23 protein-coding genes are annotated in these 23,424 nt (G+C 66.0%); 16 read left to right on the forward strand and 7 right to left on the reverse strand.

Annotated features, from left to right (window positions below):
* Positions 1 to 15 precede the first annotated feature (15 nt).
* The 8 genes from OTERR_RS01530 (at position 16) to OTERR_RS01565 (ending at position 8,593) form a co-directional block, all read left to right on the forward strand.
* Positions 16 to 1,524, forward strand: coding sequence for a carbohydrate porin (locus OTERR_RS01530; protein ID WP_054619625.1), 1,509 nt, complete (start codon positions 16 to 18; stop codon positions 1,522 to 1,524).
* Between the two features lie 17 nt (positions 1,525 to 1,541).
* The gene (locus OTERR_RS01535) at positions 1,542 to 2,456 is read left to right on the forward strand and encodes a metal ABC transporter substrate-binding protein (RefSeq protein WP_149424640.1); all 915 of its coding nucleotides are present in this window, start codon (positions 1,542 to 1,544) and stop codon (positions 2,454 to 2,456) included.
* Positions 2,457 to 2,589: 133 nt separating this feature from the next.
* A complete protein-coding gene (locus OTERR_RS01540; RefSeq protein ID WP_149424641.1) occupies positions 2,590 to 3,177 on the forward strand; it encodes an ATP-binding cassette domain-containing protein in 588 nt (195 codons plus the stop codon).
* The gene (locus OTERR_RS01545) at positions 3,177 to 3,995 is read left to right on the forward strand and encodes a metal ABC transporter permease (protein ID WP_054619622.1); all 819 of its coding nucleotides are present in this window, start codon (positions 3,177 to 3,179) and stop codon (positions 3,993 to 3,995) included. The genes OTERR_RS01540 and OTERR_RS01545 overlap by 1 nt, the downstream gene beginning before the upstream one ends.
* 321 nt (positions 3,996 to 4,316) lie before the next feature.
* Entirely contained in the window at positions 4,317 to 5,468 is a 1,152-nt protein-coding gene (locus tag OTERR_RS01550) for an STAS domain-containing protein (protein ID WP_187775279.1), read from the forward strand.
* 61 nt (positions 5,469 to 5,529) lie between these two features.
* Positions 5,530 to 6,066, forward strand: a complete 537-nt coding sequence (gene hslV / locus OTERR_RS01555) for an ATP-dependent protease subunit HslV (RefSeq protein WP_054619620.1) — start codon at positions 5,530 to 5,532, stop codon at positions 6,064 to 6,066.
* A gap of 14 nt (positions 6,067 to 6,080) precedes the next feature.
* Positions 6,081 to 7,433 carry an ATP-dependent protease ATPase subunit HslU gene (hslU, locus tag OTERR_RS01560; protein ID WP_054619619.1) on the forward strand — a complete coding sequence of 451 codons (1,353 nt, stop codon included), beginning with the start codon at positions 6,081 to 6,083 and terminating at the stop codon, positions 7,431 to 7,433.
* Positions 7,434 to 7,705: 272 nt separating this feature from the next.
* Entirely contained in the window at positions 7,706 to 8,593 is an 888-nt protein-coding gene (locus tag OTERR_RS01565; RefSeq protein ID WP_149424643.1) for an AEC family transporter, read from the forward strand.
* A 163-nt stretch (positions 8,594 to 8,756) separates the two neighbouring features.
* On the opposite strand, the gene OTERR_RS01570 is transcribed toward OTERR_RS01565, so the two are convergent.
* The 6 genes from OTERR_RS01570 to lptM form a co-directional block, all read right to left on the reverse strand.
* Positions 8,757 to 9,224: an RNA-binding S4 domain-containing protein gene (locus OTERR_RS01570; protein ID WP_246154260.1), complete on the reverse strand. Its 468-nt coding sequence runs from the start codon at positions 9,222 to 9,224 to the stop codon at positions 8,757 to 8,759.
* Complete coding sequence (locus OTERR_RS01575; protein WP_149424644.1) at positions 9,221 to 9,865, reverse strand: glutathione S-transferase family protein; 645 nt, start codon at positions 9,863 to 9,865, stop codon at positions 9,221 to 9,223. The genes OTERR_RS01570 and OTERR_RS01575 overlap by 4 nt, the downstream gene beginning before the upstream one ends.
* Positions 9,866 to 9,953: 88 nt before the next feature.
* Positions 9,954 to 10,508: a response regulator transcription factor gene (locus tag OTERR_RS01580; RefSeq protein ID WP_054619616.1), complete on the reverse strand. Its 555-nt coding sequence runs from the start codon at positions 10,506 to 10,508 to the stop codon at positions 9,954 to 9,956.
* Positions 10,505 to 11,866: a sensor histidine kinase gene (locus OTERR_RS01585; protein ID WP_149424645.1), complete on the reverse strand. Its 1,362-nt coding sequence runs from the start codon at positions 11,864 to 11,866 to the stop codon at positions 10,505 to 10,507. The genes OTERR_RS01580 and OTERR_RS01585 overlap by 4 nt, the downstream gene beginning before the upstream one ends.
* Positions 11,867 to 12,042: 176 nt before the next feature.
* Positions 12,043 to 13,320, reverse strand: coding sequence for a diaminopimelate decarboxylase (gene lysA, locus OTERR_RS01590; protein WP_149424646.1), 1,278 nt, complete (start codon positions 13,318 to 13,320; stop codon positions 12,043 to 12,045).
* Entirely contained in the window at positions 13,317 to 13,631 is a 315-nt protein-coding gene (gene lptM, locus OTERR_RS16675) for an LPS translocon maturation chaperone LptM (RefSeq protein WP_223115981.1), read from the reverse strand. Before lptM ends, lysA begins: the two co-directional genes overlap by 4 nt.
* A 131-nt stretch (positions 13,632 to 13,762) precedes the next feature.
* Here lptM and cyaY point away from each other — a divergent pair, with 131 nt between their 5' ends.
* On the forward strand, positions 13,763 to 14,089 hold the full coding sequence (cyaY, locus tag OTERR_RS01595) for an iron donor protein CyaY (protein WP_149424647.1): 327 nt from the start codon (positions 13,763 to 13,765) through the stop codon (positions 14,087 to 14,089).
* 80 nt (positions 14,090 to 14,169) lie between these two features.
* On the opposite strand, the gene OTERR_RS01600 is transcribed toward cyaY, so the two are convergent.
* Entirely contained in the window at positions 14,170 to 16,458 is a 2,289-nt protein-coding gene (locus OTERR_RS01600; protein ID WP_149424648.1) for a penicillin-binding protein 1A, read from the reverse strand.
* Between the two features lie 227 nt (positions 16,459 to 16,685).
* On the opposite strand from OTERR_RS01600, the gene OTERR_RS01605 reads away from it, so the two are divergent.
* The 7 genes from OTERR_RS01605 to aroB all read left to right on the forward strand — a co-directional run bounded on the left by OTERR_RS01605 (position 16,686) and on the right by aroB (position 23,326).
* Positions 16,686 to 17,723, forward strand: a complete 1,038-nt coding sequence (locus OTERR_RS01605) for a pilus assembly protein PilM (protein WP_425466020.1) — start codon at positions 16,686 to 16,688, stop codon at positions 17,721 to 17,723.
* Positions 17,720 to 18,313 carry a PilN domain-containing protein gene (locus OTERR_RS01610; RefSeq protein WP_054619611.1) on the forward strand — a complete coding sequence of 198 codons (594 nt, stop codon included), beginning with the start codon at positions 17,720 to 17,722 and terminating at the stop codon, positions 18,311 to 18,313. Before OTERR_RS01605 ends, OTERR_RS01610 begins: the two co-directional genes overlap by 4 nt.
* The gene (locus OTERR_RS01615; RefSeq protein WP_054619610.1) at positions 18,310 to 18,969 is read left to right on the forward strand and encodes a type IV pilus inner membrane component PilO; all 660 of its coding nucleotides are present in this window, start codon (positions 18,310 to 18,312) and stop codon (positions 18,967 to 18,969) included. Before OTERR_RS01610 ends, OTERR_RS01615 begins: the two co-directional genes overlap by 4 nt.
* A complete protein-coding gene (locus OTERR_RS01620) occupies positions 18,966 to 19,523 on the forward strand; it encodes a pilus assembly protein PilP (protein WP_149424649.1) in 558 nt (185 codons plus the stop codon). The genes OTERR_RS01615 and OTERR_RS01620 overlap by 4 nt, the downstream gene beginning before the upstream one ends.
* Positions 19,520 to 21,625 (forward strand): type IV pilus secretin PilQ, encoded by a 2,106-nt coding sequence (locus OTERR_RS01625; protein WP_149424650.1) that lies wholly within the window; start codon positions 19,520 to 19,522, stop codon positions 21,623 to 21,625. The genes OTERR_RS01620 and OTERR_RS01625 overlap by 4 nt, the downstream gene beginning before the upstream one ends.
* 115 nt (positions 21,626 to 21,740) lie before the next feature.
* Positions 21,741 to 22,262, forward strand: a complete 522-nt coding sequence (locus OTERR_RS01630; protein WP_054619938.1) for a shikimate kinase — start codon at positions 21,741 to 21,743, stop codon at positions 22,260 to 22,262.
* Complete coding sequence (aroB, locus tag OTERR_RS01635; protein ID WP_149424652.1) at positions 22,244 to 23,326, forward strand: 3-dehydroquinate synthase; 1,083 nt, start codon at positions 22,244 to 22,246, stop codon at positions 23,324 to 23,326. The genes OTERR_RS01630 and aroB overlap by 19 nt, the downstream gene beginning before the upstream one ends.
* Positions 23,327 to 23,424 lie beyond the last annotated feature (98 nt).

Below are 23,424 nucleotides of genomic sequence, written 5' to 3' on the forward strand. Positions count from 1 at the left end.
CCCCAAGGAGAACCCATGACGCAACCGTTGCGCAGCCGCGCCCTGGTGTTGGCGTTGGCCGCCGCCTTCCCCCTGACCGCCAGCGCGGCTGGAAAGAGCGACGCCGCCGACCTGGCCGAGATCCGCGCCCAGCTGAAGGCCATGAAGGACGGCTACGAGAAGCGCATCGCCGCCCTGGAAGCGCGCCTGCAGACCGCGGAAACCCGGGCCGGCCAGGCCGAGACCGCGGCGGTGGCCGCCCAGGGCAGCGCCGCCACGGCCGAGACTGCCGCCAGCGCCGCCGCGACCCGGGCGAGCAGCGCGGAAAGCGTTGCCGCTGCGGCCCAGAGCTCCGCCCAGGCCGCCTCCCAGCGGCCCACCCAGGCCTCCGCCTTCAACCCGGAAATTTCCCTGATCCTGTCCGGCAGCTACGTGAATGCCTCCCAGAATCCGGGTCGCGCCTACCGCATTCAGGGCTTCGTGCCGACCCTGGGCGAGGCCCTGCCGACGGCGCGCAGCTTCAACCTGGGCGAGTCGGAACTGGCCATTTCCGCCAACGTGGACCACCTGTTCCGCGGCAACTTCCGCGCCGCCATTTCCCCGGACAACTCGATCGGAGTGGAAGAGGCCAGCATCCAGACTCTGGGCCTCGGCCAAGGCTTCAACCTCAAGGCCGGCCGCTTCCTCTCCGGGGTCGGCTACCTGAACGAGCAACACCCCCACGAGTGGGACTTTGCCGACGCGCCGCTGCCCTACCAGGCCTTCTTCGGCTTCAACCTGGGCATGGACGGGGTCCAGGCGCGCTGGCTGGCGCCCACCGAGACCTTCTTCGAGATCGGTGCCGAGGCTGCCCGGGCGCGCAGCTTCCCGTCCCGGGACGAGACCCGCAACAAGAACGGCTTCATGTCCGGCGCCCTGTTCGCCCACGTGGGCGGCGACCTGGGCGCGTCCCACAGCTGGAAGACTGGCCTGTCCTACTTCCAGACCAAACCCAACGGCCGCAGCTACGACGACCCGGTGGCCGAGCACGTCACCCAGACCTTCACCGGCACGAGCAAGACCTGGATCGCCGACTTCGTCTGGAAATGGGCGCCCCAGGGCAATCCCCAATACCGCAACTTCAAGTTCCAAACGGAATATTTCCGCCGTACCGAGAACGGCACCTTCGGCTACGACGACACGGGGGCCGGCGGTCCGGTCGGTGCGGTGGACGGCGGCTACCGCTCCACCCAGTCGGGCTGGTACGCCCAGGGGGTCTATCAGTTCATGCCCAACTGGCGCATCGGCCTGCGCCACGACCAGCTGACCTCGGGCAACGCCCGCATCGGCGTGGTCCAGGACGGCCTGGTGGCGATGTCGGCACTGCCCTACCTGGAAACCTACAACCCGCGGCGCAACACGGTGATGATGGACTGGAGCCCCTCCGAGTTCTCCCGGGTGCGCCTGCAGTACAACCGCGACCAATCCCGGCCGGACATGACCGACAACGTGGTCTGGCTGCAGTACATCATGAGCCTGGGCGCCCACGGCGCCCACAAGTTCTGACCCGAGGCGACGACATCATGCAAATCCTGAAACACACCCTGGCTGCCCTGGCCGCCGTGCTGCTGGCGGGCGCCAGCGTCCCGGCAAATGCCGCCGTCCAGGTGTTCGCCACCGTGCCCGAGTGGGCCGCCCTGGCCAAGGAGGTGGGCGGCGCCGAGGTGAGTGTCTACCAGGCCACCACCGCCTTCCAAGACCCGCACCGCATCGACGCCAAGCCGAGCCTGATCGCCGCTGCCCGGCGCGCCCAACTGGTGGTGGCCACCGGCGCCGAGCTGGAGATCGGCTGGCTGCCGGTGGTGCTGCGCGAATCCGGCAATGGCCGCATCCAGGTGGGCCAACCCGGCTACCTGGAAGCTTCTAACCTGGTGACCCGCCTCGACGTGCCGACCCGGCTCGACCGGGCCGACGGCGACGTGCACGCTGCCGGCAATCCCCATGTCCAGCTCGACCCGCGCAACATTCTCAAGGTGGCCGAGGGGCTGACCCAGCGCCTGGCCGAGATCGACCCGGCCAAGGCCACCGTCTACCGGGCCAACCTGGAGTCCTTCACCGCCCGCTGGAAGACCGCCATGGCCCGCTGGGAGCAGGAGGGTGCCAGCCTCAAGGGCACCCCGGTGTGGGTCCAGCACAAGGCCTTCATCTACCTGACCCACTGGCTGGGCATGAAGGAAGTGGGCGCCCTGGAGCCCAAGCCCGGCGTGGAGCCGACCAGCGCCTCCCTGGCCGAGGTGCTGGCTCGCCAGCAGGCCAGCCCGGCCAAGTTGGTGATCCGCGCCGCCTACCAGAATGACGGTCCGTCGAAGTGGGTGGCCGAACGGGCCAAGATCCCCGCCGTGGTGCTGCCCTACACCGTGGGCGGCACGCCGGAGGCGAAGGACCTGTTCGGCCTGTTCGACGACACCCTGGCCCGCCTCAAGGCGGCGCTCAAGTGAGCCGGCCGGTGGCAGCGGCGCCGCGACCGGCGGCGTCTATCCAGTACGTAGCCGGTGCTGCCGCCGCAACCCTGATTGCAACCCGAGCCGTTATCCTTGCCTCTTTTCCTCATCCCGTGACCGCCTTCCTGCCATGAGCGCTGCCCTGTTGTCCCTTGATGCCGTGGTCGCCGGCTACCACCAGCCGGTGGTCGGTCCGGTGTCGTTTGCCGTGGCGGCCGGCGAAATCGTCGGCGTGGTCGGCCCCAACGGTTGCGGCAAGAGCACGCTGTTGCGCGCCCTGGTCGGTGCGGCGCGGCTGTTTTCCGGCCGGGTGAGCCGCGCGCCGGATCTGGTGCTGTCGATCCAGAATCAGCAGCAGCCGCCGTTGGACGGGGTGCCCCTGACCGGCCGGGAGCTGCTGGCCTTGACCGATGCGACTCCGGCCGGGTTGCCGCCCTGGCTGGCCGGCCGCCTCGACGAGCGCCTCGACCGCCTGTCCGGCGGCCAGCGCCAGTACCTGTCCCTGTGGGCCAGCCTGGGGGCCGCTGCCGACCTGGTCATCCTCGATGAACCGACCAACAACCTGGACCCGGCCGGGGTCGGTCATCTGGTTGATGTCCTGCGCGCCCAGGCGGCGACAGGCCGGGCCTTTCTGGTGGTCAGCCACGACGCCGACTTCCTCGCCAGCGCCTGCTCGCGCCGCGAGGCTCTTCCCCTGTCCGGAGCCCGTCCATCGTGATGCTGCAGACCGAGCTGCTGCTCGACCCGCTGTTCCTCAAGCCGTTCCTCACCGGCTTGCCCTACGCGGTGCTGCTGCCCCTGCTCGGCGCCTACCTGCGCCTCAAGGACGAGTGGCTGGCGGCCCTGGCCCTGGCCCAGACGGCGGCCGCCGGCGCCCTGGTGGTGCTGGCCCTGGCCTGGCCGCCGGCCGTGGGTGGCCTGCTCGGCGCCCTGCTCGCCGCCACCGCCAAGCATGGCGCCGAGGGTCTGGCCCCGGCCCTGCGCGGCGCCGCCTATGCCTTGCTGCTGCTGTTCGGCTGGGGCGTGGCGGTGCTGCTGGTGGCCAATCTGCCGGTGGCCGAGCGCCTCGGCCATGCGCTGCTCGACGGCCAGCTGTACTTCACCGGCACTGCCGAACTGCTCACCGCCCTGGCGGTGCTGGCTATCGGTCTGGGCGGGGTGGCCGGGCTGTCCCGGGCCCTGCTGGCGGCCCATTTCTTCCCCGACCACTTCCGCGCCCGGGGCCGCTCGGCCTCCCGGGATCACCTCCTGTTCGACCTGCTGGTGGCGGCGGCCCTGGGCTTCGCCACCATGAGCGTCGGGGTGATGGCCGCCTTCGCCCTGGTGTTCGTGCCCCCCTTCTTGGCCTTCCACCGTGCCACCAGTTGGCGACGCGGGTTGGTCTATGCGGTGGCTTGCGGCCTGGGGGGCTACGTGGCGGCCTTCGCCCTGGCCCTGCTGCTCGACCAGCCCTTCGGTGCCGTGCTGTCTCTGGTGCTGGCCGCCCTGGCCCTGGTGGGGGTGCTGCGCGCCTCGACGGGCGGCCGGCGCGGCTGAACCGGAACGGTCGGGAGCGGTCGAAAGCCCGTGCTCTGCCGAATCGGGCGTTGCTGTGCAGCATTGCCCCGGGAGGCGGCCTTGTGCTAAAACCTTACTCCCGCCTTGGGCTTTTCCCGTCTGCCGGATTATTACGAAGGCATGTCGGGCGGTCGTTTCTTCATCCCAGGTTTGCCTCAGACTCCCGTTCCCATGGTTTTCTCGCTGTTCAAAAAGCCAAAACCTTCGGAAAACGAACCGAAGACGGTCCCGCGGCCGAAATCCGTGGTGCCGCCGGCTGCCCCGGCGGAGCGGCACCACGTGTCGCCGGATGCGGATAGCGTGGCGGTCGCCTCGGTCCCCCCTCTCGATTTCACCGCCACCAGTCCGTCCGGCACGAACCGGGCCGGTGGCGCTTCCCCGGCTGCCGCTACCGAATTCCACGACGACGACCTGGACGCCCTGGACTTCTCCGGCCTCGAAGTCACCGACGTGGGCATCCAGGTGGAGCATCAGGAAGATCCCCTGCAAGGCCTGCTCGAACAGGTGGCCATGCTCTACGCCAGCGGTGCCGACGCCCAGGTTGCGGCCATCCTGGCCGATGCCCGCAACCAACACCGTCAGGGCGCCCTGGCCGAACGCCTGTGGCTGATGCAGCTTGACCTGTACCAAGTGCTCGACCAGCGCAGCGAGTTCGACCAGCTGGCCCTGGAATTCGCCCACACCTTCGAAAAATCGCCGCCGACCTGGCTGGTGCATCAGGATGCCTGTCCCGTCGCGCCCCTGCCGCCGGGTACGCTGCAGTTCAAGGGCGGCCTGGAAGGGGGCAACGAGGACGGCTTCGCGCCGCTCCAGAGCGCCCTGGAACAATGCAAGCGCGGCGGCGCCCTGGCCTGGGATTTTTCCCGCGTCACCCTGATCGATCCCGATGGCTGTGCCCGCTTGGCGGCCTGTTTCGACCAGGCGCGGCAACGCAAGATCACGGTGGCCCTGTCCGGGGTCGACGGTCTGCTCACCCGCCTGGCGCCCCGTTGCGAGACGGGCAAGCGCGAGGCCGAAGGCTGTTGGCTGCTGCTGCTCAACCTGCTGGCCCTGAGCGGCGACACTGCCGGCTTCGAGGAGCGGGCGGTGGATTACGCCGTCACCTTCGAGGTCTCGCCCCCGGCCTGGGAGCCGGTCAAGGCGGCGGGCGGCGCGGTGCCGGCCCATAGCGCACCGGTGGCCGAAGAAACCTTCTGCCTGTCGGGGCAATTGATCGGCGAGCGCTTCGCCGGCTTGGCGGACTTTGCCGCCGGACATGGCCAGGTGGTGATCGACCTGGCCCGGGTGCAGCGCATGGACTTCTCCAGCGCCGGCGCCCTGCTCAACGCCCTCACTCCCCTCAAGGCCGCCGGCAAGACCGTGGTGGTGCGGGGTGCCCACCAGCTGCTGGTGGAACTGCTCAATCTGGTCGGGGTCGCCGCGGTGGCCCAGATCGTTCCTCCCAAGCGCTAAGGCTTTGCCGCGCCAGGCGGTGCCTGCAGGTGCCGCCGCTTCCTCTTTTCTCGGAGCCATCATGGAGCAATACCACGGCACGACCATCGTCTCGGTGCGCCGGGGCAATACCGTCGCCCTGGGCGGCGATGGCCAGGTCACCCTGGGCCACATCGTCGTCAAGAGCACCGCGCGCAAGGTGCGCAAGCTTTACCAGGACCGCATCCTGGCCGGTTTTGCCGGCGCCACGGCGGATGCCTTCACCCTGTTCGAGCGCTTCGAGGCCAAGCTGGAGAAGCACCAGGGCCACCTGATCCGGGCCGCCGTCGACCTGACCAAGGACTGGCGCACCGACCGGGTACTGCGCCGGCTGGAAGCCATGCTGGCCATCGCCGACCGGGAGCATTCCCTGATCATCACCGGCAACGGCGACGTGCTCGAACCCGAGCACGGCCTGGTGGCCATCGGCTCCGGCGGCGCCTACGCCCAGGCGGCGGCCCTGGCCCTGCTGCACAACACCGAACTGCCGCCCGAGGAGATGGTGCGCAAGTCCCTGGAGATCGCCGGCGACATCTGCATCTACACCAACCGCAACTTCACCATCGAGACCCTGGAATAAGGGAGACGCCGCCCATGAGTACCATGACTCCCGCCGAAATCGTCAGCGAGCTGGACAAGCACATCGTCGGCCAGAACGCCGCCAAGAAGGCGGTGGCCATCGCCCTGCGCAACCGCTGGCGGCGCGCCCAGGTGGGCGAGCCGCTGCGCCAGGAGATCACCCCCAAGAACATCCTGATGATCGGCCCCACCGGCGTGGGCAAGACCGAGATCGCCCGGCGCCTGGCCCGGCTGGCCAACGCACCGTTCATCAAGGTCGAGGCCACCAAGTTCACCGAGGTCGGCTACGTCGGCCGGGACGTGGATACCATCATCCGCGACCTGGTCGAGACCGCCATCAAGAACGGGCGTGAAGCGGCCATGAAGCAGGTGCGGGTGCGCGCCGAGGACGCCGCCGAGGAGCGGGTGCTCGACGCCTTGCTGCCGCCGGCCCGGGGGGTTGGTGGCGCTGGCTTCCTCTCCGGCGAAGCCGAGGCGGCCGCGCCCCAGGATTCGGCCACCCGGCAGAAATTCCGCAAGATGCTGCGCGAGGGCAGCCTGGACGACAAGGACATCGAGATCGAGGTAGCCCTGCCCGGCATGCAGGCGGAAATCTTCGCTCCGCCGGGGATGGAGGAGCTGACCAACCAGATCCAGGGCATGTTCCAGAACCTGGGCGGCGGCAAGAAGAAGGCCCGCAAGCTGAAGATTCCCGAGGCCCTCAAGCTGCTCACCGACGAGGAGGCGGCCAAGCTGGTCAACGACGAGGAGGTGAAGCTCGACGCCCTCAAGAACGTGGAGCAGAACGGCATCGTCTTTCTCGACGAGATCGACAAGATCGCCTCCCGGGCCGAGGCCCAGGGCGCCGACGTGTCGCGCCAGGGCGTGCAGCGCGACCTGCTGCCCCTGGTGGAGGGCACCACCGTCTCCACCAAGTACGGCATGGTCAAGACCGACCACATCCTGTTCATCGCCTCCGGCGCTTTCCACCTCGCCAAGCCGTCGGACCTGATCCCGGAACTGCAGGGCCGCCTGCCCATCCGGGTCGAGCTGAGCTCCCTGACCGTGGCCGACTTCGAGTGCATCCTGACCCAGACCGACGCCTGCCTGACCCGCCAGTACCAGGCCCTGCTCGCCACCGAGGGGGTGGAACTGGAATTCACTCCGGACGGCATCAAGCGCATGGCCGAGATCGCCTGCCAGGTGAACGAGAAGACTGAGAACATCGGCGCCCGCCGCCTGCACACGGTGATGGAGCGGCTGCTCGAGGACGTCAGCTTCGACGCCGGCAAGCCGGGCCTGACCAAGGTGGTGATCGACGCCGCCTTCGTCGAGGAGCGCTTGGGCAACCTGGCCGGCAACGAGGACCTGTCGCGCTACGTGCTGTAAGGCGGAACGGCCGGGGGCTTCTACGGCCGTTGGCCTAAAGCCTAGTATCCACGCCACTCTCCAGGCATGTGCCCCGGAGAGTGGCGTTTTTACTTGGTCTTGGCGATTGGTGCCTGAAGATCGGCTACTGGCGCGGGGTTTCAGCCGATGGGCTGAAACGTCCACCGCGATTCCTTAGCACGCTACCATTCGTCCCTGGCCCCGCCGGAACGCCGGTCGTCCGGAATAGCGGTGCGGCGCCGACAACAACGATAAAACGGAGACATCCCCCCATGCTGATGCGCATCGTCGCCATCGTCTTTCCCGTGTTCGCGGTGATCGCCGCCGGCTGGTGGTACGGCCGGCGCAAGAAGCCGGACATGACCTTCGCCAACCACCTCAACATGGACGTGTTCGTCCCGGCCCTGGTGTTCGCCGCCATGGCCGACAAGTCCTTCGACCTGGTGGCCAACTGGGGCCTGGCGGTGGGCGCCCTGGTGGGGGTGGCCGGCTCCGGGGCGGCGGCGCTGCTGATCGCCCGGGCCTCCGGCGTGGCGCCCAAGACCCTGGTGCCCACCTGGATGTTCAACAACTGCGGCAACCTGGGCCTGCCCCTGGCGGTGCTGGCCTTCGGCGACCAGGCCCTGGCCCCGGCGGTGGTGCTGTTCCTGGTTTCCAACCTGCTGCACTTTTCCTTCGGCGCCTGGTACCTGGACCACCACACCCGCCTCGCCACCCTGTGGAAGATCCCCACGGTGATCGCCAGCGTGGCCGGGGTGGCGGTCAGCCTGACCCACTTTCCGGTATGGGCGCCCCTCAAGATCGCCATCAAGATGCTCGGCGACGTGTCGATCCCGCTGCTGCTGTTCTCCCTCGGCGTGCGCCTGGCCAGCTCCAGCCTGTCGTCGATCCCCTTGGGCGTGGCCAGCGCCATGGGCCGGCCCCTGGTGGGCCTGGCCCTGGCCTTCGCCACCATCTGGGCCCTGGGGCTGGAAGGCCAGCAGCGGGCATTGCTGATCATGTTCGGCGCCCTGCCGCCGGCGGTGCTCAACTACGTGTTCGCCGAGCGCTATCACCAGGAGCCGGACAAGGTGGCCTCGATGGTGATGATCGGCAACCTGGCGGCCCTGGGCTTCATCCCCCTGGCCCTGACCCTGGCCTTGCCGGGTACGAGTTTCTAGGCGGGGCAGGAAAGGTACCCGGCGGCATCGTGCCCATCGGACCATGGCGTGTGCCGAGTGCGGTGCTCCGTCTCGCCCGGGGCGTGGGGCTCCGCTTCGGCTGGATTGTTGCGGAGTGCTTGTCCTGCGCCGGGAGTCGCCGCTGGCCGTCCGGCCCACCGCCTCAGCGGAAGCGGTCGATCTGGCGCCGGTCGCGCTTGGTGGGGCGGCCTTTCAGCCCCTCGCCGGGGGCCGGCGCGAGGCGGCGCAGTTCCGCCGCTGTCTGCCGTTTGGCCCGGGATTCCGGGCTTTCCTCATACAACGCCCGGGCGTCCGGCGCCGGCCGGCGCAGGGGATTCACCGCCCGCACCGTGACCGTGTAGCGCTGCTCCCCAGCCAGGATCTCCAACGCGTCGCCGGCCTTCACCTCCCGGGCGGCCTTGGCCGGTCCGCCGTTCCAGCGCACCTTGCCGCCGTCGATGGCGGTGGCGGCGGCGCTGCGGGTCTTGAAGAAGCGGGCCGCCCACAGCCACTTGTCGAGGCGCAGGCGCCCGGCCGGATCGGCCCCGGGCACCTGCTCCAGGGGCGTCACCGGCGGCTCGCCGTCGTGCTCTGCGGCGGCGGGATCGGTCATCGCTGCCTGTTCGCTCATTTGGCTAGCAGGGCCTTCAACTCGTCCTTCTCGGCGGCCAGCACCCGCTGCACCGCCGGGCGGGCCAGCATGCGCTGATGCCAGGCGGCCAGGCGCGGAAAGGCGGCCAGGTCGAGCTTCCAGCGCTGGGGCCAGTGCCAGAAGGGCAGGAAGTAGGCGTCCACCAGGGAGTAGTGGTCGCCGAGCAGCCAGGGGTTGTCGCCCAGGCGCTGCTCGGCCACGGCCAGGCCGGCCAGGTAGCGCGCGCTGCCGGCGGCCTTGATGTCGGCCTCCCGGGCCGGGTCGGCGAGGAACTTGGCCGGCTTCCACACCGGGCCGGAGGCGGCGTGCAGGCTGTAGCCGATGAAGCTCATCCATTCCGCTGCCCGGGCGCGGGCCAGCGGCAAGGTGGGCAGCAGGTCGGCGCCGGGATGGGTGTCGGCCAGCCAGGTGAGGATGGCGGCGGCTTCGCTCAGCAGCTGGCCGTCGGGCAGCACCAGGGCGGGAATCTGGCCGGCCGGATTGATGGCCTGGAACTCGGCGGATTGGGCTTCGCCGCGGATCAGATCCACGGCCACGCGGCGATGGGCCAGGCCCAGCTCTTCCAAGGCGACGAACACGGCCTGGGAGCAGGCGCCGGGGAAGTGGTAGAAGGTCAGCATCGGGTGGGGTCTCCGGTCGTTGTTGTAGGCAAAGACCGGAGTCTAGCAGCGCCGCGGGTGGGAAGGCCTGGCGCGGCGGTTTGCCCGCCTACTCGCGCACCGGGCGTTTGGCCAGTTTGCGCTGCAGGGTGCGGCGGTGCATTTTCAGGGCTCGGGCGGTAGCCGAGATGTTGCCGTCGTGGTCGGCCAGCACCTTCTGGATGTGCTCCCACTCCAGCCGGTCCACCGACAGGGGGTTGTCGGCCACCGGGATCGAGGCGTCGCCGTCGTTGCGCGCCAGGGCCGCCACCACGTCGTCGGCGTTGGCGGGCTTGGCCAGGTAGTGGGTGGCGCCGAGCTTGATCGCTTCCACCGCCGTGGCGATGCTGGCGTAGCCGGTGAGCACCACGATGCGGGTATCGGCCCCCAGGGCGTGGAGCTTTTCCACCAGGATCAGGCCGGAATCGCCGGGCAGCTTGAGGTCTACCACCGCATACTCCGGCGCCTCCTGGGCGGCCAGGGCATAGCCCGCTTCCGCATCCTCGGCACAGTTCACGGCAAAGCCACGCCGTTCCAGGGCGCGGCCCAGGGTGCGGCGGAACACCTCGTCGTCGTCCACCAGCAACAGAGTCGGGGCGTCGGGGGGGAGGGGGGCGGTGGTCATGGCTGGGTAGGGCTTCCGGTAGCGGGGGAAAGGCGGGCCAGGGGCAGTTCGATCCGGGTCAGGGTGCCTGGGCCGTCGTGGCGCGGTGTCAGGCTGACCTGGCCGCCGAGCCGTTCGACGGCGGCGTTGGCCAGGAAGTAGCCGATACCCAGGCCATCGCGCTTGCTCGAGGTCACCGGTTCGCCGAGGCCTTGGCGCTGCGCCGCACCGGGGCCGGGGCCCCGGTCGGCGATGACGATGCGCAGCTGCCCGGCGTCGAGCCGGCAGGACAGGTGCGGCGGCTCGGCACCGTCCGGGGTGGCATCGGCGGCGTTGTCGAGCAGGTTGAGCAGGGCGTGTTCCAGGGCCCGCTCCGGCGCCACCAAGACGGTAGCGGCGGCTGTGTTCGCCAGGTCGCAGGCCAGTCGGGCCCGGGGGCGGATCACCAGCCATTCGTCGGCCAGGGCGGCGAGCCAGTCCCGCACCGGCAACGGGGCGCGGGCCGGTTCGGCGGCGGCGGCGATTTCCTTGAGGATAGCCTTGCAGCGGCCCACCTGGCCTTCGAGCAGGCCCAGCTCCTCCTGGAGTTCGGCGTCGTCGGGCCGCTCGCGGCGCAGCTCGTGCAACGACACCGCCAGGGTGGATAGGGGGGTGCCCAGCTTGTGGGCGCTGCCGGCGGCCAGGGTGGCGATGCCGATCAGGTGCTCGTGGCGCAGCACCTGTTCCCGGGCCTCGGCCAGGGCCCGCTCCCGCTCGCGCAAGGCCCGGGCCAGACGGGTGACGAAGATGCCGATCACCGTGGCGCTGGCGACGAAGTTGAACCACATGCCCACCACATGCAGGCCGAAGCCGCTGTGCATGTGCTCGCTGCCGCCGGCCGGGGCGAACAGGGCATCCAGGGCCGACAGATCGAGGCGTGGCGCCGGCAGGGGCAGGTAGGCCACCATCAACAGCGAGTAGGCCCCCAGGGTCAGGGCGGCCATGGCCGCCACGTAGGGTGCGGACAGGGTTGCCGCCACCAGGGTGAGGGGCACCAGCAACATCGAGACGAAGGGGTTGGCGGAACCGCCGGCACAGTAGAGCAGCACCGCCAGTATCGCCACGTCGACGCTCAGTTGGCCCAGCACCAGGCCTTCGCCGATGTTGGCGCTGCCCGCGGCCTGGGCGCTCAGCTGGCGGCGCAGTACCAGGTTGGCCAGGGGTAGCAGGCCGATGGCCGTGAGCATGGCCGGCAAGGGCAGGGCCATGCCCAGCCCCAGGGTGGCGGCGAGCAGTACCGCCAGCTGGCTGGCGACTTCGAAGCGGCGTAGAGCGACCAGGCGGTGCAGCAGGGCGGCCGGCGTGCCGAGGGGAGCGGTGGATGGTGGAGCTAAGGGCACGGCGGCGGATGAAGGACCGGATGGAAGAGGAGAGCCTGATTTTAGCCGGGGATCTCCTGGCCCTGGGTGCCAGGGGCTGCGACATTCGGTCGCGTGGGGACGCGCCCGTGCCTCCCAATGAAAAACCGGCGCGACCCCTGTTGGGGCGGCGCCGGTTGTTTTTGCCCGAAAGCCGCTTACTTGGGCAGCAGGGCTTCGCCGGCGTAGAGCTCGGCTACGGTCTCGCGGCGGCGCACCAGGTGGACCAGGGCGCCGTCCACCATCACCTCGGCGGCCCGGGGGCGGGTGTTGTAGTTGGAGCTCATGGCCATGCCGTAGGCGCCGGCCGATTGCAGCGCCAGGCGATCCCCCGGGGCCAGGGCCAGTTGCCGGTCGTGGCCGAGGAAGTCTCCGGTCTCGCACACCGGGCCGACGATCTCGTAGGTGCGCGCCGGGGCGTCGCTGCGCTCGACCACCGGCACGATCTCGTGCCAGGCGTCGTAGAGGGCCGGGCGGGCCAGGTCGTTCATGGCCGCATCGACGATGGCGAAGCTCTTGGCGGCGTTGGGCTTGAGGAATTCCACGGTGGTCAGCAGCAGGCCGGCGTTGCCCACCAGGCGGCGGCCCGGCTCCATCACCACCGACAGGCCGCGGCCGGCCAGCTTGTCGAGCAGCGGGTTCAGGTAGTCGCGCACCTTGGGTTCCGCATCGTCGGCCTGGTAGCGGATGCCCAGGCCGCCGCCGATGTCCACGTGATGCAGGGCGATGCCTCGGGCGGCAAGCCGGTCCACCAGGCCGAGGATCTTGTCCAGGGCTTCGACGAAGGGCGAGGGATCGAGAATCTGGGAGCCTATGTGGCAGTCGATGCCGGTCACCGCGATGTGCGGCAGGGTGGCGGCCCGGGCGTAGAGGGCTTCGGCCTCGTCGAAGGCCACGCCGAACTTGTTTTCCTTGAGGCCGGTGGAAATGTAGGGGTGGGTCTTGGGGTCCACGTCCGGATTGACCCGCAGGCTGATCGGGGCGCGCTTGCCCAGCTCGCCGGCCACCGCGTTGAGGCGGTCCAACTCGGGGGCAGATTCGACGTTGAAGCAGCGGATGCCGGCCTCCAGGGCCTGGCGCATCTCGGCGGCTGTCTTGCCCACGCCGGAGAACACCACCTTGGCCGGGTCGCCGCCGGCAGCCAGCACCCGGGCCAGTTCGCCGCCGGAGACGATGTCGAAGCCGGCGCCCAGGCGGGCGAAGACGTTGAGGATGGCCAGGTTGGAGTTGGCCTTGACTGCGTAGCAGACCAGGGCGCCTTGGCCGGCAGGGTGGGCGGCCAGGGCGTCGGCGTATTCCCGGTAGGCTCGGGTCAGGGCGGCGCGGGAATAGACGTAGCAGGGGGTGCCGTACTGATCGGCCAGGGTGTCGAGGGCGACGCCTTCGAGGTGCAGGCGGCCGTCGATACGGGTGAGTTCGGGAGCGAGCAGGGTCATGGCTGGGAGGCAGGGGAAGCGGTGTTGGCGGGGGTGCCGGTTGCGGAGGGGGGGGTAGGGGCCGTGCTACCATCCGGCGTCGTGGCGCTGGCCGGGGCGTCCGGACGCGCCGCCGGTTTGGCGGCGGGGACGGGGCCGCCCGGCGGTACGATGCCGACGCCCACCACCGGAACGATCGGCGTATGGGCTGGCGTCAGGCCTTGCCCCGGCGGTAGCGTGAGCGGCCCCTTGGTGCCGCAACCCGTCAGGGCGAGTCCGAGCAGGGACAGCGCAAGGATCCCATTGGGACGCGGCCGTGAATTTTTGATCATGGGAATGGACGTAAGGGAGTGGCGGTGGGGGCAGGTGACGGACGGTCCGCGGCGGAGCCGGGACAAGTGTGCTCCTCCGCCTCCAAGCGCACCCGATGCGCCCGAAAAATCGACAAGGATGGTAGCACAGCATGAATGATGCCGAATTCAACGCCCTGGCCGACGCCACCCTGGCGCGCCTTGAGGCCGCCCTGGAAGCCGCAGCGGATGCCGGGGCCGAGTTGGACTATGAACTGGCCCCGGGCGGCGTCCTGGAGATCGAGTTCGACGATGGCACCAAAATGGTGGTGAACCGCCATAGCGTCGCCCGGGAAATCTGGGTGGCGGCCAAGGCCGGGGGATTCCATTTTCGCGCCGAGGACGGGGTTTGGAAGGACACCCGGGACGGTGTCGAACTGTTCGATCGGCTCGAAGCCCTGATGTCGGCTCAGGCCGGCCAGTCGATCAGCCTGCGCTGAAGCACTGATGCATCGTCCCGTCGACAGCGGGCAACGCTGCCGACGGGACTGTGAGTGAGCGCCGTGAGGCGGCGCAGCGCTCAATCCACCGGTTTCGTGCCGTCATCCTTGGGCTCGGGCGGAATCTGGGCCGGGACATTCTCATTGTAGAAGAACTCCTTCACCGTGCCGCCCTTGCGTTCGTTGACCACTTCGACTGCTGTGAGTCCTTCCGGCGCCGGCAGGGTTTCTTCCGGCGTGTCGCGCAGGGCCCGGGACATATAGGCGATCCACACCGGCAGGGCGGCGGCGCCGCCGGTTTCGCCGATGCGCTTGGGTTGGTCGTAGCCGATCCAGGTGCAGGCAGCGGTCGTCACTTGGTAGCCGCAGAACCAGGCATCCACATAATCGTTGGTGGTGCCGGTCTTGCCCGCCAGATCGCGCCGCTTGAGCTGGACGCTGGCCTTGGCGGCGGTACCGTAGATGGTCACGTCGCGCAGCATCGAATCCATCAGGTAGGCATTGCGTGCGTCGATGGCGCGGATGTTCTCGTCGCCGGCCTGCACCGGCTGGGCCTGGGCCAGCAACTGGCCGCGCTCATCGCGGATTTCCTTCACCACGTAGGGCTGGATGCGGTAGCCGCCGTTGGCGAAGATCGAGTAGGCCGAGACCATCTGCCAGGGGGTGACCGAGCCGGCGCCCAGGGCCATGGTCAGGTAGGGCGGGTGCTTGTCGCCATCGAAGCCGAAGCGGGTGATGTAATCCTGGGCGTAGTGGGTGCCGATGGCCTGGAGGATGCGGATCGACACCAGGTTCTTCGACTTGGCCAGAGCGGTGCGCATGCGCATCGGACCTTCGTACTTGCCGTCGTAGTTCTTCGGTTCCCAGGCGGTACTGCCGGTCTGGGAGGCCGGTATGGTGAGGGGCTCGTCGTTGATCACCGAGGCCGGGGTGAAGCCTTTCTCCAGCGCCGCCGAGTAGATGAACGGCTTGAAGCTGGAGCCGGGCTGGCGCCAGGCCTGGGTGACGTGGTTGTACTTGTTGCGGTTGAAATCGAAGCCGCCGATCAGCGCCTGGATGGCGCCATCCTTGGGCGAGACGGCGACGAAGGCGGTTTCCACCTCGGGCAGCTGGGCGATCTGCCAACCGCCCTTGTCGGCCTTGGACAGGCGCACCAGGGCACCGCGGCGCAGGCGCTTGGTGGGCGGGGCCTTGTCGTCGAGCATGCGCGCGGCAAACCTGATGGCATCGCCGCTTAGCGTGAGGATTTCCCCGCCGCGCTTGTAGACCTTGATCTGCTTGGTGTCGGCAGCCAGCACCACGGCCGCAGCCAGGTCGTCGGTATCCGGGTGATCGGCGAGGAATTCGTCGAAGGCCTCGTCGTTGTCGCCCTTGACGTCCTTCATGTCCATGAAGGCTTCGGCACCTCGGTAACCGTGGCGCCGGTCGTAATCGAGCACGCCACGGCGGGTGGCCGTGTAGGCGGCTTCCTGGTCGGCGGTGTTGAGGGTGGTGATGACCTTGTAGCCCCGGGTGTAAACGTCATCGGGGAAGCGCTCGGCCACCATCTGCCGGGCCATTTCGCTTACGTACTCGGCGTGCACGGCGAAGGCGTTGGCGTCGCGCTTGACCACCAGGGGCTGTTCCAGGGCTTCCTGCTGTTGCTTGTCGGTGATGAAGCCAAGCTCGTGCATGCGGCGCAGCACGTATTGCTGGCGCAGACGGGCCCGCTTCGGGTTGGCCACCGGGTTGTAGGCGGAAGGCGCCTTGGGCAGGCCCGCCAGCATGGCGGCCTCGGCCACGGTCAAGTCCTTGAGCTGCTTGCCGTAGTAGATCTGGGCGGCGGAGGCGAAGCCGTAGGCGCGCTGCCCCAGGTAGATCTGGTTGATGTACAGCTCGAGAATTTGATCCTTGCTCAGGCTGTGCTCGATCTTGAACGAGAGCAGGGCCTCGTAGAGCTTGCGCGTCAGGGTCTTTTCCGACGACAGGTAGAAGTTGCGTGCCACCTGCATCGTGATGGTCGAGGCGCCCTGGCGCTTGCCGCCGGAGGTTAGGTTGGCGAGAGCGGCACGGGCGATGCCCAGGGTGTCGATCCCGCCGTGCTGGTAGAAGCGCTCGTCCTCGGCGGACAGGATGGCCTGCTTCATGACGGGGGGCACGTCCTGGATGCGCACCACGGCACGCCGCTCTTCGCCGAATTCGCCGATCAGTTGGCCGTCGGCACTGTAGACGCGCAGCGGAATCTTTGGCCGGTAGTCGGTCAGCGCTTCCAGGGATGGCAGGTTGGGGTAGGCCATGGCGACCACGATGCCGACCAGGGCGGCGCCGACGACCAGCAAGCTGACGATGATGAGAAGGGGGTAAAGAATCCAGCGCGAGACGTTTGGCACGGTGAGGGGCTTCCAGTAAGGTCGGGCAATTATACGGAGCCTATCCCAACTCCCAAAAATCGCTTTACACCTCTATGGCTTGTTGCTAGCATTTAACGTAGATTATTTGTATCTGCTGCAACCTACTAATTTTTAAAGAAATTTTTTGAAATAGTTTCCTTGGAAACATTTCAGGGGGAATCGGTTTGCGGCTCGACCTTTCTCTATTCAGCCCCAAGGCTCAGCCCTTGATCGGTCTGGACATCAGCTCCTCCGCCGTGAAGATGGTGGAGCTCTCCGCCTTGGGCAAAGGGGACTTCCGCGTAGAACGCTATGCCATTGAACCGCTGCCGAAGGATGTGGTGGCGGATGGGAATATCGTTAACCTGGAAGCTGTTTCGGATACCGTCAAAAAGACCTGGCGGCGCCTCAATACGTCTGCGCGTAACGTAGCCATGGCGCTACCGGCTGCAGCCGTGATCACCAAAAAGATCATCGTGCCGGCGGGGCAGCGGGAAGAAGAGTTGGAGGTCTTGGTCGAGTCCGAGGCCAATCAATACATCCCGTTCGCCCTCGACGAGGTGAATCTCGACTTTCAGGTGATCGGCGAAGCGCCTTCGTCGCCGGACGAGGTTGAGGTGCTGATTGCCGCCTCGCGCAAGGAGAAGGTCGAAGACCGGGTGGCGGTGGCCGAAAGTGCCGGTCTGAAGCCGGTGGTGATGGATGTGGAGTCCTACGCCACCCTGGCGGCATTTTCCTTTGTCGAACACCAGCTGCCCGATGCCGGGCACAACCAAATCATTGCCTTGGTCGATGTCGGGGCCAATGTCACGAACCTGACGGTGCTGCGCAACGGTCAGCCGGTCTATACACGCGAGCAGGCGTTCGGTGGCAGCCAGTTGAGTCTGGATATTTCCCGTCACTACGGAATGCCTCTCGATGAAGCGGAAGCGGCCAAGCGTGCCGGTACGCTGCCTGACGATTACGAGAGTGAATTGCTACGTCCTTTCGTGGAAAACCTGGCGCTGGAAGTGTCTCGGGCGTTGCAGTTCTTCTTTACCTCGACCCAGTACAGCCAGGTTCACCAGATCATCCTGGCCGGGGGCTGTGCGGTGATTCCCGGAGTGGATGAAACGGTGGCGGCGCGGACCCAGGTCAGCACCCAGGTGGCCAATCCCTTTGCCGGGATGCCCGTCTCGGACAAGGTGCGGGCCAAGAACCTGGCCAACGATGCTCCGGCCTTGTTGGTGGCCTGCGGGCTGGCGATGCGGAGGTTTGACGCATGATCCGGATCAACCTACTCCCGCACCGCGAAGCCAAGCGCAAGGCCCGTCGGCAGCAGTTCTACAGCCTGCTGGGATTGTCGGCGGCGTTGGCAGCAGTGATTGTCGGTCTGGTGTATTCGGTGATTGCCGGCTACATCGCCGCTCAGGAAGAGGATAACGACTACCTCAAGAAGGAAATCGCGGTGCTCGACAAGCAGATCGAGCAGATCAAGCGGCTCAAGGAGCAGACCCAAGCGTTGCTGGCGCGCAAACAGGTGATCGAATCCCTGCAGTTGGACCGGGCAGAGCCGGTTCTGCTGCTGTCGGAACTGACCAAGCAAGTCCCGGACGGCATTTATCTGAAGTTGATGAAGCAGGAAGGACAGCGCGTCACCTTGGGCGGTTACGCTCAGTCCAATGCCCGGGTTTCCACCTTGATGCGCAACCTTGAGGCGTCGCCGTGGCTTGAGCGGCCGACGCTGATCGAGATCAAGGCGGCCGATGTGAACAAGCGACGCCTGGCCGAGTTCAGCATGATCGTCTTCATCACCCGACCCGACCCTAACGACCCGGCAGCAGGAAAACCGGCCGTGCCGAAGGACAAGCCATGAAAGCGCCCGCCCTTCCGCCCATCAACATGCAGGAGATTGCGGGGCAGTTCCGCAATCTCAATCCCAATGATCCGGGTGCGTGGCCACTGGCTCCGCGCATCGCCCTGCTGGTTGGCGTCTTCATCGCCCTACTGGTCGCTGGCTGGTGGTTTCTCTGGTCCGACCAGCTGACTGAACTCGATGGCAAGCGTGAGGAGTTGGAAAAACTCAAGACCCAGTTCATCGACAAGAAGAAGCAGGCGGTCAATCTCGATCTTTACACCCAGCAACTGGCGGAGATCGACCGTTCCTTCGGCACCTTGCTCAAGCAGTTGCCTAACAAGGCCGAGGTCGAGTCGCTTTTGGTTGAAGTCAACCAGGCGGGCTTGGGGCGGGGGCTGCAATTCGATCTCTTCAAGCCGGGCAGCGAGACGGTCAAGGATTTCTACGCAGAACTGCCCATTCAGCTGAAAATTGTCGGCAATTACCATGATTTCGGTGCTTTCGCCGCAGATATCGCCAAGTTGCCGCGTATCGTTACCCTGAGCAACATGTCGATTACCCCCCAGCCGAAGGACGGAAGCCTTGTTCTCGATACAACGGCCCGCACCTATCGCTATCTGGATGACAGCGAAGTGGCGTCGCAACGCCGTGCCGGGCAGGGGGGCAAGAAATGAGTGAAGCAATGATTCGTTTCGGTGCTGCTCCGTTGCTTCTGGCCGCGCTTTTGGCAGTAGCAGGTTGTGCCAACGACCACGAAGATTTGAAGGCGTGGATGGTGGAGAACAGCCAGAATCTGAAAGGGCGCATCCCCCCATTGCCTGCGGTCAAACCCTATGAGCCTGCGCAATACGATCCGGCGTCTCTGCCGGACCCGTTCCGGGTGGCAAAGCTTGAGCCCGAAGGGCGCAAGGGGGGAGGGCCAAGCAAGTTCGCCCCCGATTTCGAGGCGCGCGAGGCACGAAATAATGAACTCGAGCGCTATCCGCTGGAATCGTTGCGCCTGATTGGCTATTTGAAGATCGGCAAGACGCCCTATGGGGTCGTGCAAGCAGACCAGAAAATCAAGCAGGTCAAGATTGGTGACTATATCGGCCAGGATTTTGGCATTGTCACCGATATCAAGGAGAGTGAGCTTGCAGTGCGCGAGCTCGTCCAGGACTCCGCGGGGGACTGGGTGGAGCGTACCAATACGCTGATGCTGCAAGAATCAACGGAGGGGAAGAAATGATCCGCAAGTGGCTGAGCGCAATCGCTGCCGCTGTTGCCGTCCTGGCGATGTCGAGTGGTTCCGGGGGGGCGGCAGAGGAAAAGGCGGGGCAAAACCGTATCGAGGCGTTGAATGTCACCCAGCAGGGGGGTGAGATTCTGATGAAATTGACTTTTCGCGACCCCCTCGCCAGTCCGCCGGTCGGCTTCTCCATTGCGAATCCGGCGCGGATCGCGCTGGATTTTTCCGGAGTGGTGAATGGGTTGGGGCGCAATTCCCAGGTGCTCAATGAAGGCGATTTGTTGAGCGCCAACCTGGTTGAAACGCCGGCCAAGACCCGTCTGGTCCTGAATCTGGGTCGGAACATGACGTATCAGACCCGGGTGGATGGCAATAACCTCCTGGTTAGCCTGCAGGCCGTGCAGACGGGGGCGGGCGCCGTGACCCAGACCCGTTTTGCCGAGCCGCGTGCTGCCCAGGTGCGTCATGCCGTGCGTGATATCAATTTCCGCCGTGGTAAGGACGGTGAGGGGCGGGTTGTCGTCGATCTGTCTGATCCCGATGTGGGGATCGATATCCGCCAACAGGGGGCGGTGCTGTTGGTGGATATCCAAAAAGCCACCCTGCCTGACTCGCTGAAAACCCGCTTCGATGTCACCGATTTCGCCACGCCGATTACCAATGTCGCTGCCGTTCAGAAAGGCGACAACGTTCAGCTGACGATCACGCCCCGCGGGCTTTGGGAGCATAACGCCTATCAGGCGGAGAACCAGTTCGTTGTCGAGGTCAAGCAGATCGTTGAGAACCCGAACAAGCTGACCCAGGGCTCAAAGCTCGGTTATCAAGGCCCCAAGGTTTCCATCAGCTATCACAACGGCGATGTTCGGCAATTGCTGCGGGTGATGGCGGAGGAGTTGGGTCTCAATGCCGTGATCAGCGAGACGGTTGCTGGGAATACGACCCTGGTGCTCAAGGATGTCCCGGCCGATCAGGTCCTGGATATCATTTTCCAGCAGAAGGGGCTGGATATGCGGCGCAACGGGAACGTTATCCTGATCGCGCCGCGAGATGAGATTGCGACCCGGGAAAAGCTGGAGCTTGAGTCGAAGCAGCAAATCGGTGACTTGGAGGCGGTACGCCAGGAGAGCTATCAGCTCAACTATGCCAAGGCGCCGGACGTGGTCAAACTGCTGAACGATCATCTGTCGAAGAAGGGTAAAACTTCGTTCGATCCCCGAACCAACATCCTGTTTGTCAGCGATACACCGTCGCGCCAAGAGGATGTGCGCAAGTTGATTTCCACGGTGGACAAGCCGGTGCGCCAAGTGATGATTGAGGCCAAGATCGTCGAAGCTGAGGATACATTCCAGCGCAATCTGGGCATTCGGTTGGGTGTTGGCGGAGCTTTAGGCGGGAAAACAACGTCAACTGGCCGTTCGCAGCTTTATGTCGGTGGGACTGCCCAATCGGCGGCTTCTTTCTCGGGGCTGTCAACGGATATCGCGAAGATTCCGACCGATTTCAATATTAATCTTCCTGCGGGCAATATCGGTGGAGCTCAGTCTGGGGCGCTGTCCTTCGTTCTGTACAACTCAGGTGCAACCCGTTTCCTGGATTTGGAAGTGTCGGCGCTTGAGGCGGATGGCCGCGGTAAGGTCATCTCCAGTCCGCGGGTAGTCACTGCCGACCAAGTGGAGGCGCTGATCGAGCAAGGGGTGGAAATCCCCTATCAGCAGGCGACCAGTTCGGGGGCTACGGCGGTGAGTTTCCGCAAGGCCAACCTGTCGTTGAAGGTCAAGCCGCAAATTACGCCGGATGGAAAAATCACCCTATCGGTGGACGTCAATAAAGACACCCCGAATACCCAGCTAACCACCGGTACGGGTGTGGCGATCGACACCAAACACGTCAAGACCGAAGTGTTGGTGGAGAATGGAGGGACGGTGGTGATTGGCGGCATCTATCAGCAGACGCTGCGTGATACCCGCAACCAGATTCCGTTCTTGGGCGACTTGCCGATCATCGGCTTCCTGTTCCGTCAGACGACGAAAGTCGACAACAAAACCGAGTTGCTGGTCTTCATCACGCCCAAGGTAATCAGCGAATCGCTGAACCTGCGCTAACCGCCTACGGTGGCCAAACGCCCCGGACCGGCTTTGCCGCTCCGGGGCGTTTTTCATTCCTGCTAGAATCCCGGCCGTGAAGCCATTTCCTGAAAATATCTACTTGGTCGGCCTGATGGGGGCTGGCAAGACAACGGTGGGCCGCCTGCTTGCCCGACGCCTGCACAAGCGCTTTATCGATTCGGATCACGAGATAGAGGCGCGTACGGGCGTGGCCATTCCCGTGATTTTTGAAATCGAGGGGGAGGATGGCTTCCGCCGTCGTGAGTCCCAGACCATTGCCGATCTCACCCAGGAACGCTCTGTGGTCATGGCCACCGGCGGGGGGGTGGTGCTTAATCCCGAGAACCGGGCCTGTCTGCGACGTGGTGGTTTCGTCGTTTATCTGGCGGTATCCCCCGAATTGCTGTTCGAACGGACCCGGCACGACCGCAATCGACCGCTCTTGCAGGTGGCCGATCCCTTGGCGCGGCTAAAAGAACTACACGCCCAGCGCGATCCGCTATACCGCGAGGTTGCTGACTTGGTGGTCGAAAATCCGGGATCGAGTGCCCAGGCGGTTGCCCAGTATCTGCTGCGTGAGTTTTCGCGTAATTCTCCCGAACAAGAGGACTTTTCATGCAATCCCTGCGCGTAGCCCTCGGTGACCGTGCCTACGACATCCACATCGGGACCGGGCTGTTGAACGATGTCAACCTGATCCTGCCGTTTCTGAAGAAGGCTGGGGTGGCAATTGTTACCAATGAAACCGTCGCCCCGCTTTATTTGGAGCGTTTGGCTGGGGGGCTGCGCAACGCCGGTGTGGCGGTTACGGAAATTGTGCTGCCCGACGGTGAGGCCTATAAGGACTGGTCAACGCTGAACCGGGTGTTCGACGTGCTGCTGGAGCGGCACGCCGAGCGCTCTACCACCCTGATCGCTCTGGGCGGAGGGGTCATTGGTGATCTAACGGGCTTTGCCGCCGCGTGCTACCAGCGTGGTGTTCCCTTCATCCAGGTGCCGACCACGTTGCTTTCCCAGGTGGATTCCTCGGTGGGGGGCAAGACGGCGATCAATCATCCGCGCGGCAAGAACATGATCGGTGCTTTCTACCAGCCACGGCTGGTGTTGGCCGATCTCGATACCCTGGATACTCTGCCCGACCGGGAGTTGGCTGCGGGATTGGCCGAAGTGATCAAGTACGGCCTGATTCGTGATGCGGAGTTCCTGGCTTGGCTTGAAGCCAACATGACGCTGTTGCTAGCGCGGGATAAGACGGCACTGGCGTATGCGGTGCACCGTTCCTGCGAGCACAAGGCGGAGGTGGTTGCGGCTGACGAAAAGGAGGCTGGCGAACGGGCGCTGCTTAACCTGGGCCATACCTTCGGTCACGCTATCGAAACTGGTCTAGGCTATGGCGCCTGGTTGCATGGCGAAGCGGTTGCGGTTGGAACATTGATGGCCGCCGAGTTGTCGGCCCGGCTGGGCTGGTTGGATCGGGCTGCCGTTGAGCGGGTTGAAGCGCTGTTTCGGATTGCCGGATTGCCAGTGCGGGGGCCGGATTTGGGGGGCGACCGTTACCTGGAGTTGATGAGTCACGACAAGAAGGTGCAGGACGGGCGGCTGCGGTTGGTGTTGCTGGCCCAGTTGGGGCGGGCGGTACTGACCGACCAGGCGGCCGAGGCCGATATCCGGGCAGCCATTGCTGCTCGGGTGGGGTAAGCCAAACCCTGATAGCGCCTGGGTTTGCACTGGGTTCGATCGAATCAAAAAGAGCGATAAATTGCTGCGCCGCAACGCCTTGATCCACTAGGCTGAAC

Origin of the sequence: Oryzomicrobium terrae, from assembly GCF_008274805.1 — a bacterium.
Lineage (GTDB): Bacteria > Pseudomonadota > Gammaproteobacteria > Burkholderiales > Rhodocyclaceae > Oryzomicrobium > Oryzomicrobium terrae.

Excerpts from the sequence above, each read along its gene's own strand:
- OTERR_RS01565 (WP_149424643.1), top strand. The coding sequence starts at position 7,706 with ATGCTGATGCGCATCGTCGCCATCGTCTTTCCCGTGTTCGCGGTGATC.
- OTERR_RS01540 (WP_149424641.1), top strand. The coding sequence starts at position 2,590 with ATGAGCGCTGCCCTGTTGTCCCTTGATGCCGTGGTCGCCGGCTACCAC.
- OTERR_RS01615 (WP_054619610.1), top strand. The coding sequence starts at position 18,310 with ATGAAAGCGCCCGCCCTTCCGCCCATCAACATGCAGGAGATTGCGGGG.
- lptM (WP_223115981.1), bottom strand. The coding sequence starts at position 13,631 with ATGATCAAAAATTCACGGCCGCGTCCCAATGGGATCCTTGCGCTGTCC.
- OTERR_RS01545 (WP_054619622.1), top strand. The coding sequence starts at position 3,177 with ATGCTGCAGACCGAGCTGCTGCTCGACCCGCTGTTCCTCAAGCCGTTC.
- lysA (WP_149424646.1), bottom strand. The coding sequence starts at position 13,320 with ATGACCCTGCTCGCTCCCGAACTCACCCGTATCGACGGCCGCCTGCAC.
- cyaY (WP_149424647.1), top strand. The coding sequence starts at position 13,763 with ATGAATGATGCCGAATTCAACGCCCTGGCCGACGCCACCCTGGCGCGC.
- OTERR_RS01625 (WP_149424650.1), top strand. The coding sequence starts at position 19,520 with ATGATCCGCAAGTGGCTGAGCGCAATCGCTGCCGCTGTTGCCGTCCTG.
- hslU (WP_054619619.1), top strand. The coding sequence starts at position 6,081 with ATGAGTACCATGACTCCCGCCGAAATCGTCAGCGAGCTGGACAAGCAC.
- hslV (WP_054619620.1), top strand. The coding sequence starts at position 5,530 with ATGGAGCAATACCACGGCACGACCATCGTCTCGGTGCGCCGGGGCAAT.
- aroB (WP_149424652.1), top strand. The coding sequence starts at position 22,244 with ATGCAATCCCTGCGCGTAGCCCTCGGTGACCGTGCCTACGACATCCAC.
- OTERR_RS01630 (WP_054619938.1), top strand. The coding sequence starts at position 21,741 with ATGGGGGCTGGCAAGACAACGGTGGGCCGCCTGCTTGCCCGACGCCTG.
- OTERR_RS01535 (WP_149424640.1), top strand. The coding sequence starts at position 1,542 with ATGCAAATCCTGAAACACACCCTGGCTGCCCTGGCCGCCGTGCTGCTG.
- OTERR_RS01620 (WP_149424649.1), top strand. The coding sequence starts at position 18,966 with ATGAGTGAAGCAATGATTCGTTTCGGTGCTGCTCCGTTGCTTCTGGCC.
- OTERR_RS01530 (WP_054619625.1), top strand. The coding sequence starts at position 16 with ATGACGCAACCGTTGCGCAGCCGCGCCCTGGTGTTGGCGTTGGCCGCC.
- OTERR_RS01580 (WP_054619616.1), bottom strand. The coding sequence starts at position 10,508 with ATGACCACCGCCCCCCTCCCCCCCGACGCCCCGACTCTGTTGCTGGTG.
- OTERR_RS01610 (WP_054619611.1), top strand. The coding sequence starts at position 17,720 with ATGATCCGGATCAACCTACTCCCGCACCGCGAAGCCAAGCGCAAGGCC.
- OTERR_RS01575 (WP_149424644.1), bottom strand. The coding sequence starts at position 9,865 with ATGCTGACCTTCTACCACTTCCCCGGCGCCTGCTCCCAGGCCGTGTTC.
- OTERR_RS01570 (WP_246154260.1), bottom strand. The coding sequence starts at position 9,224 with ATGAGCGAACAGGCAGCGATGACCGATCCCGCCGCCGCAGAGCACGAC.